Origin of the sequence: Nocardioides turkmenicus, from assembly GCF_011045035.1 — a bacterium.
GTDB classification, from domain to species: Bacteria; Actinomycetota; Actinomycetes; order Propionibacteriales; family Nocardioidaceae; genus Nocardioides; species Nocardioides turkmenicus.
On record NZ_JAALAA010000030.1, the window covers coordinates 41,257 to 48,988 of the forward strand.

Genomic DNA, 7,732 nt, shown 5'->3' on the forward strand with positions numbered 1-7,732 from the left:
TGTGCCCGATCTGTTCCTTCCCTTATGCGTGTGCTAGGCCACATACTCGAAGGGATGACTACCTCAACCCCCCGGCGGCGACACTTCGCCGCGAGTCCTTTCAAGGCAGATCCCGAGCCGGTCATTGAGCAGTTCGAGTCCGGAGACCTGGTCTCCCACGACTCCTTCGGCCTGGGTCGGGTCGTCAACAAAGAAACGGCCGCAGTCACTGTCGACTTCGGTCCCCGACTGGTGCGTATCGCCAGCCCCTTCCCCAAGCTTGCCAAGCTCTGACCACCGTCTGAGCTGAAACGAGATCGCCCTCCCCGAGCACTGCTCGGGGAGGGCGATCTCGTTGCCGGAGACTTACCTCCTCTTCACCGGATACGCCGCGTCGACCTCCACCTCGACGAGCCATCCGTCCACCGGCAGGTTCTCGATCTCGAGCGCGAACCGCGACGGTCGAGCCGGGTTGACGACCATCGGAGCCGCCGGCGCAGCAGTTCCGATCGGCACCGGGATGGCCTCGCCGGTCGAGACCGACGTGTTCGCGAAGAACTGCCGGTAGGCCCGGTTCCAGCCCGCGAAGTCCATCTTCGCCTCGCCCGCGGGGTTCTGCAGGAAGACGCGCATCGTGATGACGTCCTCGTACGTGAGTCCGGCCGCCTCGAGGTTCTCCCCGATCCGGCGCAGCACGTTGATCCCCTGCGCCTCCGTGATCGTGACACCCGGCGGCAGCTGGCCTCCGGGGAACACCTCGGTGTCGATGTAGGCCAGCTCCCCGCTCGCCCCGGTGTTCAACCGCGACGGTCCGAGCCCGCTGGTCTTGTAGATCGCGGCCTCCGGGCCGATCGCGACCCCGTTGGCGATCGACGGGTTGTCCTGCCCCGCCGGCAGCACCGAGATCGTCTCGCCGCCCCGCGGCGGAAACTGTGACCACTTGCTCCCGGCGACCGCCGCCGTCGGAGCGACCAGCGCCACGGTCAACCCGACCACGGCCACCACCTTCGTACGCGGCGACATCATGCCGTCACCCGCGCGTGCAGCTTCTCGACGGCGGCTCGGGCCGCCGTGATGGCACCGTGCTGCCAGGCGACCGCGTGACTGAGGTGGTCGCCGGCGAAGTACGTGTTGCCGGTGGCGTCCAGCAGCCGGGTGTAGAGCGGGTCGGTGTCCGCCGTGGTCGAGTAGGCCCAAGCTCCCTCGGAGAACTTCGCCGACCTCCAGTCCTGGCTGTAGGAGGCGGTGATGCCCTGGCCGTAGACGTCTCCGAAGATCTGCTTGCCCCGGTCGACCGCGCGCGAGAGCCGCTGGGCCGGCGTCAGCGCGCCGTAGGCATCGGCCGCGCTGCCGGTGTTGTAGTAGCCGATCATCGTGCCCTTGTCGCCGTGGAACCCGTACGACGGGTGCCACATGTTGCGCAGGTCGAGGCGGGTGTTGGTGATCCCGCCGTAGATCCGGAAGTCCTCCTCCCACCAGCGCCGGTCGTACTCGATCCCGATCTTCCCGGCGTTCGACGGCCCGAAGGACTTCAGGCTCGCGGTGATGTCGGCGCCGAGGTTGTGCGGGATCTTCGCCGCGATCTGCGGCGGCATGCAGTTGATCGCGTAGTCGGCCTCGACGACCTCGGTCCGCCCGCGGGCCTTGTAGACCACGGAGACGCCGGTCGAGGTGTTGTTCCACTCGACGACCTCGGCCCCGTAGCGGATGTTCCGCGACCCGATCGCCCTCGCGAAGGCCTTCGGGATCGCGTCCATGCCACCCACCGGCTGGTACATCATCATCGCCTGGTCGTAGCCGAACTCGAAGGAGAAGTACTGGCCCAGGCCGGAGGCGAGGACCGCGCTCATCGCGTGGGGCGCCACCTCGGTGCCGGACTCCTGTCCGGCCCCGGGCTCGACGGTGTAGCCCGCGCGGCTGGAGCCGGTGTAGGCGTACCCCTCCGCCTTGGAGCCGATGTCACCGAAGCTCCGCAGGAACGCGATCAGCGCCTCCTTGTCGGCAGCGGTCAGCTCCTCGTCCAGCGCGCCCTTGTCGGTCGCCTTGGCGAGCAGCTCGGAGACATAGCCGTACGTGTCCGCCTTCGCCTGACGCATCTGCACCGCACCGATGCCGTGATCGCCCGGGTAGTAGAGCAGCGCGTTGGCGTTCTGGTTGGTGAACGCCTCGATCGGGACGCCGAGCTCCTTGCAGTAGTCCAGCGTGATGTGGCTCTGCGGCAGCCGTCCGGGGCCGGCGTTCATGTACTCGCCCTGGGAGAAGCCGGCGACCTGGGTGACCCCTTTCAGGTCGGTCACCCGGGTCCCGCCGCGCACGGTGAAGTTGCGACCGCCCGGCCGGTCGCGGCCCTCGAGCACGGTGACGCGGTAGCCACCCTTGAGCAGCTCGTACGCAGCGGTCAGCCCGGCGATGCCGCCGCCGAGGATCACCACCGACTTGCTGCCGGCGCGGCCGAGGTCCGACGGCTTGGGAGGAGTGAAGGCGGGCGTCTCCGCGGCGTGGGCCGAGGTGAGCCCGAGTGCGCCCATGCTGTGCAACATGACTCCTGCTCCGCCGGCGAGGCCGACGTTGCGCAGGAAGTTCCGACGTGACTGGGTCATGTGGGGTTCCAATCTGTTGGGGACGTCCCGCAACGTAGGAACCGCTTGTTGCACAGCGATTGCGTTCACGTCTCGCTAGAACACGTGTTCCCGAACTCGTCAGTAGCCCTAGGATCGGCACCGTGACCGTCACCATCCGCGATGCAGCTCCCGCCGACGTACCCGAGATCCTCCGCCTCGTCCACGCCCTCGCCGTCTACGAGAAGGAGCCCGACGCCGTCGAGGCCACGGAGGCCGACTTCACCGCGGCGCTCTTCCCCGAGTCCGGCACCGCGACCACCCACTGCCTGATCGCCGAGAACGACGGCGTCGTCATCGGGATGGCGGTCTGGTACGTCACCTTCTCCACCTGGACCGGCCGCAACGGCATCTGGCTCGAGGACCTCTTCGTCGACCCGGAGCAGCGCGGCGCCGGGGCCGGCAAGGCCCTCCTCTCCCGTCTCGCCGAGATCTGCATCGAGAACGACTGGCGCCGGCTGGAGTGGTGGGTGCTCAAGTGGAACGCGCCGTCGATCGCCTTCTACCGCTCCCTCGGCTCGGTCCCGCAGGACGAGTGGGAGGTCCACCGCATCGACGGCGCCGAGCTCAAGGAGCTGGGCGCCGCCGGCGGCAGCTGACCTCAGACCTCGTACGCAGCGGCGAACCGCCGCGCCCACTCCCCGAACCCGCGGGCCGGCCGACCGAGGATCTCCTCGACGTGCGGGCTGACCGCCTGCTCGTCGGCCGTCGGCTGCCCGAGGATGGCGAGCGTGCCCTCGACGACGACGGGAGGCATGAACGCGGACATCTGCTGTCGCGCCTCGTCGGGCGTCTGCTCGACGAACTCCACCGCTCGCCCGGTCGCCGCGGCGATCTCCGCGACCCGCTCCCGGGGCGTGGTCGCGACCGGCCCGGTGATCTCGTAGGTCCGTCCGGCGTGACCGTCCTCGGTCAGAGCAGCCGCGGCGACCTCGGCGATGTCGAGCGGGTCGACCACGGGAAGCGCGACGTCACCGAACGGCGCATGGACGGCGCCCATCTCCTTGATCATCGGCACCCACGCGAGCGCGTTGCTCGCGAAGCCGCCCGGACGCAGGATCGTCCACTCCATGCCCGAGCCCCGCACTGCCTCCTCGAGCTCGACGAGCGGTGCGTGCGACGCCGCTCCCGGCCGAGTGCCGACAGCCTGGGACGACTGCAGCACGACCCGGCGTACGCCTGCCGCCTCCGCGTGCTTCATCAGCGCCGGGCCGTCGACATGGGCGCCGGCGCCGCTGACCAGCAGGAAGAGCGCTTCGGCCCCGGCCAGGGCCGGGGCGAGCGTCGCGACGTCGGTGAGGTCGGCGACCGCGGTGGTGACTCCGGGCCGGGTCGGCAGTGGCGCCGACGTCCCGCGCGAGACGGCTGTGACGGTGCGCCCGGCTTCGGTGAGCAGTTCGACGAGGGGCTGTCCGACATTTCCGGTCGCTCCGGTGATGACGATCATCGAGGTCTCCATTCATGGGGAACTAGGTGTGTGACGCGACATTAGATCCCTCGATACAGTGGGTTCCCCAAGGTAAGTATTGGAGCAGCGATGACCTGGCGCCCGAGCACCGACGAGCCGGTGGAGGCATGCCCGATCGCGCCGGCGGTCGAGCTGATCTTCAGCCGGTGGACGACGCCGATCCTGTGGGCCCTGCACGAATACGGCACCCAGCGCTTCGTGGAGCTGGAGCGTCGTCTGGGTTCGATCTCGTCGAAGGTCCTGACCCAGCGGCTGCGCCAGCTCGAGCGCGACGGCCTCGTCGAGCGCCGCTACCACGCCGAGGTCCCGCCCCGCGTGGAGTACGACATCACCGACCTCGGCCGCAGCCTCCAGCCGGTCTTCGCCGCCGTCGGCACCTGGTCCGAGACCAACATGCCCTCCGTGGAGAAGGCGCGGGAGGCCTACACGGGTCCGCTACCCCGCTGACGCCGGCTCCGGCGCAGCCCCTGGTCCGGCCAGCACCTCGACGTCGTCGGCGTGCATCGGCTCCCCGCAGTGGGCGCACCGCAGATCGACGCGGCCGATCTCCCCGCAGGCGTGATGCCGGTAGAGCACGGGCGGTCCGGCCTCGCCCGCGAGCCACTTGTCGCCCCACCCGGCCATCACCATGAGCACGTCGACCAGCTCGCGCCCCTTCTCGGTGAGGACGTACTCGTAGCGCGGCCGGTTGTCGTACGCCCGCCGCTCAAGCACCCCACGCTCGACCAGGTGACCGAGCCGCTCGGTGAGAACCTTCCGCGAGATCCCGAGATCCGCCTGGATCTGGTCGAAGCGGTTCATGCCCACCCAGATGTCGCGCAGCACGAGCGGCGACCACGGCTCCCCGATCACGTCCAGCGTGCGCGCGATCGAGCAGGCCATGTCGCCGAAGTTCGTACGTTGCATGCCCCGAATCTACCATTTGGGGTTCCCTGAGGGAACTCGAAGTGCTACGGTCACAGGGTCTCCTCAGGAAACCCCGACTCTCAAGGAGCGGTCATGAGCAAGGTCCTCGCAGCACTCTCGGTCTCCGTCGACGGCTTCATCACCGGGCGCGACCCCGGCCTGGGACGAGGCCTCGGCGACGGCGGCGTCCTCTTCGACTGGTACTTCAGCGGCGACACCCCCAGCCAGGTCTTCGACGGCTTCAACCTCTCCGAGCCGAGCGCGCGCGTCTTCGACGCCCTGGCCGCGCGGGACGGCGTCAGCGTCGCCGGCCGCAACACCTACGACGACTCCGGCTGGGACCAGGGTGGCGCGCCGCACCCGACCGCACCCCTGGTCGTCCTCTCTCACCGACCCGCCCCGGCCCACCACGACCGCCAGACCTTCACCTCGACCATCGAGGAAGCGATCACCGTCGCCAAGGAGCAGGCAGGGGGCAAGGACGTCGGCCTCATGGGCGGCGGCGTGGTCACGGCAGCTCTCGAGGCAGGCCTGGTCGACGAGATCGTCCTCCACCAGGTCCCGGTGCTCCTCGGCTCCGGCCGGCGGTTCTTCAACGAGCTCCCGGAGCACATCTCGCTCGACATCGTCGATGTCGTCCCGGCACCGGGCGTCACCCACCTCCACTACCGCGTCATCCGCTGACCACGACAGCTAGGAGAAGTCCGATGATCAACCCTGACGTACGCCCCTTCCTCGAAGGCACCGACCTCGCCCATGTCGCCACGATCGGACCCGACGGTGCTCCCCGCACCTCGCCGGTCTGGATCGGCACCCACGGCGACCACGTCGTCTTCCTCACCGGCAATCGCGGCCGCAAGTACCGCAACCTCCACACCGACCCGCGCATCGCCCTCTCCCTGGCGCCGGCCGACAACGACTACATGCCGGTGATCCTCCGCGGCCGCGTCGTCGGCTGGGTCGAGGACGAGAGCCGCTGGGAGATCATCGACGAGCTCGCCACCCGATACACCGGCGCTCCCTACCCCCGCGAGGTCGACGAGTACGGCGACCGCGCCATCGCCCTGATCGACCTCGACTACCAGCACATCGGCGTCGGCTGACCCGTCCGGCCGATCACCGTTCCCCGAGAACGGTCGCCACCAATCCCTCGACCTCGTCCGTACGCAGCGGCTCCGGCGTCATCAGCCGCCGGTAGAACACCGCACCCGCGAGCGCTTCCGCCGCCCGCTCCGGATCGCCGACGACATGCCCCGATTCCTGGAGCCGGATGATCGCCTCGACCAGCCGCGTACGCCGCTGCGCGCTGTAGCGGTGATGCAGCTCCCGGAGCCCGGGGTCCCGCTCGGCGCCGTCGAGGACCGCAGGAAGACAGTCGGACATCAGGGACGACTGCATGGCGGAGGCGAGGTGGGCGACGATCGCGACCACGTCGGCGCGCGGGTCCTGGCCGCCGGCCTCCGGCCGCGGCTGCACGTTGAGCGTCTCCATCGCCGCGGCGACCAGACTGAGCCGGTCGTGGCCGAGCCGATAGATGGTGCTCCGCGCGACGCCGGCTCGCGTCGCCACGCCGTCGATGCTGAACCCGCCGTATCCCCGCTCCGCGAGCTCGGCGAGCGCCGCCTCGAGCACTCTCTCCCGGCTGCGTACCACCCGAGGGTCTGTCCGCCCTTGACGAGAAGCCATGCCAGGAGCCTACTATGCAACATTAGTGTTGCAGAGAGGAGAGACGGATGATTCCCGGATTCCGCTACATCGTCGACGACATCCCTGCCGCCGTCGCCTTCTACCGTGAGCTCGGGTTCGAGGACGTCGGGCCCAGGGCGGGCGGCTTCGCCATGCTCGAGGGCCGTGGGCTCAGGCTGATGCTGAACAGTCCCGGCGCGGGTGGTGCCGGCCATGCTGCCGACGACGGCTCGATGCCGACCCCTGGCGGGTGGGGCCGTATCCAGCTCGAGGTGTCCGACGTGGACGAGGAGCTACGCCGTCTGAGCGACGCCGGCGTACGCGTGCGGACCAGTCGCATCGACGGCCGGGGCGGCGCCCAGGCCGTGATCGAGGACCCGGCCGGCAACCCGGTCGAGCTGTTCGCGCCAGCCTGACCAGGGGTTACAGGGCCCGTGGGGCTGTGTGCGGCAAACGGACTGCGGGCCTTGTCTCGGGGGTCTACAGTGGAGGCCAGGACATCGCACGAAAAAACTTGCTCTGACGATTTGAAACGGCGTCAGGGTGTGTGTAGTGTTCTCCGAGTCGCCAGGGTGCGGCGGGAAGCAAGCGCGAGTCTTCGGGCGGGCTTCCGGCCCCGGAGCGGCCACCTCCACTCTTCGAGCATCGCTCGAGCCAGGGTGTTCTAGATGTTGATCTTCGAATCGACGACGGAACCTCAGCCGGATCTGGTTCAGCCAGGTCGGCTCGGTCATGGGTGGGCAGGTTTGAGCGATAAACACCGCGGGTTTCCCGAATTGGTGATTAGAGCAAAAGCCACTAAGGTCCTCCAGGACTGAGGCGGATAAAGCTTCGAACTTTCAGCGAAAAGGTGCGAAACGCGCCGAATTGCGAAAGCGAGAAAGACTCCGCTAAAGTCGGGAAAGACGAAGCAGAGAAACAGTTGCTAATCCGGCAGAAAGCGCGAATAGCGCCGAGTTGGAGAAGCGAGAGTGGCTCTGATAAAGTCTGCGAGGCAGGACCGGCCAGAGGGTCTGGAGCTGGTAAGGAAGCGCGGTTAGCGCCGAATTGCTGAAGCGAAAGAGAGCCTGGTAGG

General features: G+C 68.5%; 11 protein-coding genes. 6 read left to right on the forward strand and 5 right to left on the reverse strand.

Translation table 11 applies throughout. The features are described 5' to 3' along the window. Positions 1 to 54 precede the first annotated feature (54 nt). Positions 55 to 273 (forward strand): hypothetical protein, encoded by a 219-nt coding sequence (locus tag G5C66_RS24010; protein WP_165113913.1) that lies wholly within the window; start codon positions 55 to 57, stop codon positions 271 to 273. Between the two features lie 72 nt (positions 274 to 345). Here G5C66_RS24010 and G5C66_RS24015 read toward each other — a convergent pair whose 3' ends face one another. Both G5C66_RS24015 and G5C66_RS24020 read right to left on the reverse strand, forming a co-directional pair. Further along, positions 346 to 975, reverse strand: a complete 630-nt coding sequence (locus tag G5C66_RS24015) for a Rid family hydrolase (protein WP_338144299.1) — start codon at positions 973 to 975, stop codon at positions 346 to 348. A gap of 26 nt (positions 976 to 1,001) precedes the next feature. Beyond that, positions 1,002 to 2,579, reverse strand: coding sequence for a flavin monoamine oxidase family protein (locus tag G5C66_RS24020; protein ID WP_165113917.1), 1,578 nt, complete (start codon positions 2,577 to 2,579; stop codon positions 1,002 to 1,004). Positions 2,580 to 2,701: 122 nt separating this feature from the next. Here G5C66_RS24020 and G5C66_RS24025 point away from each other — a divergent pair, with 122 nt between their 5' ends. Beyond that, positions 2,702 to 3,196: a GNAT family N-acetyltransferase gene (locus G5C66_RS24025; protein WP_165113919.1), complete on the forward strand. Its 495-nt coding sequence runs from the start codon at positions 2,702 to 2,704 to the stop codon at positions 3,194 to 3,196. A 2-nt stretch (positions 3,197 to 3,198) separates the two neighbouring features. On the opposite strand, the gene G5C66_RS24030 is transcribed toward G5C66_RS24025, so the two are convergent. Then, on the reverse strand, positions 3,199 to 4,044 hold the full coding sequence (locus tag G5C66_RS24030; RefSeq protein ID WP_165113921.1) for an SDR family oxidoreductase: 846 nt from the start codon (positions 4,042 to 4,044) through the stop codon (positions 3,199 to 3,201). Between the two features lie 90 nt (positions 4,045 to 4,134). On the opposite strand from G5C66_RS24030, the gene G5C66_RS24035 reads away from it, so the two are divergent. Continuing rightward, positions 4,135 to 4,512, forward strand: a complete 378-nt coding sequence (locus tag G5C66_RS24035; protein WP_165113923.1) for a winged helix-turn-helix transcriptional regulator — start codon at positions 4,135 to 4,137, stop codon at positions 4,510 to 4,512. On the opposite strand, the gene G5C66_RS24040 is transcribed toward G5C66_RS24035, so the two are convergent. Beyond that, positions 4,501 to 4,971: a winged helix-turn-helix transcriptional regulator gene (locus tag G5C66_RS24040; RefSeq protein ID WP_165113925.1), complete on the reverse strand. Its 471-nt coding sequence runs from the start codon at positions 4,969 to 4,971 to the stop codon at positions 4,501 to 4,503. The genes G5C66_RS24035 and G5C66_RS24040 overlap by 12 nt on opposite strands. Positions 4,972 to 5,064: 93 nt before the next feature. On the opposite strand from G5C66_RS24040, the gene G5C66_RS24045 reads away from it, so the two are divergent. Next, positions 5,065 to 5,655, forward strand: a complete 591-nt coding sequence (locus G5C66_RS24045; RefSeq protein WP_165113927.1) for a dihydrofolate reductase family protein — start codon at positions 5,065 to 5,067, stop codon at positions 5,653 to 5,655. A 23-nt stretch (positions 5,656 to 5,678) separates the two neighbouring features. Then, the gene (locus G5C66_RS24050; RefSeq protein WP_165113929.1) at positions 5,679 to 6,074 is read left to right on the forward strand and encodes a TIGR03618 family F420-dependent PPOX class oxidoreductase; all 396 of its coding nucleotides are present in this window, start codon (positions 5,679 to 5,681) and stop codon (positions 6,072 to 6,074) included. A gap of 13 nt (positions 6,075 to 6,087) precedes the next feature. On the opposite strand, the gene G5C66_RS24055 is transcribed toward G5C66_RS24050, so the two are convergent. Then, the gene (locus tag G5C66_RS24055; protein ID WP_165113931.1) at positions 6,088 to 6,657 is read right to left on the reverse strand and encodes a TetR-like C-terminal domain-containing protein; all 570 of its coding nucleotides are present in this window, start codon (positions 6,655 to 6,657) and stop codon (positions 6,088 to 6,090) included. A gap of 47 nt (positions 6,658 to 6,704) precedes the next feature. Between G5C66_RS24055 and G5C66_RS24060 the strand changes: the two genes are divergently transcribed. Next, positions 6,705 to 7,073, forward strand: a complete 369-nt coding sequence (locus tag G5C66_RS24060) for a VOC family protein (protein WP_165113934.1) — start codon at positions 6,705 to 6,707, stop codon at positions 7,071 to 7,073. The last annotated feature ends 659 nt before the right edge of the window (positions 7,074 to 7,732 follow it).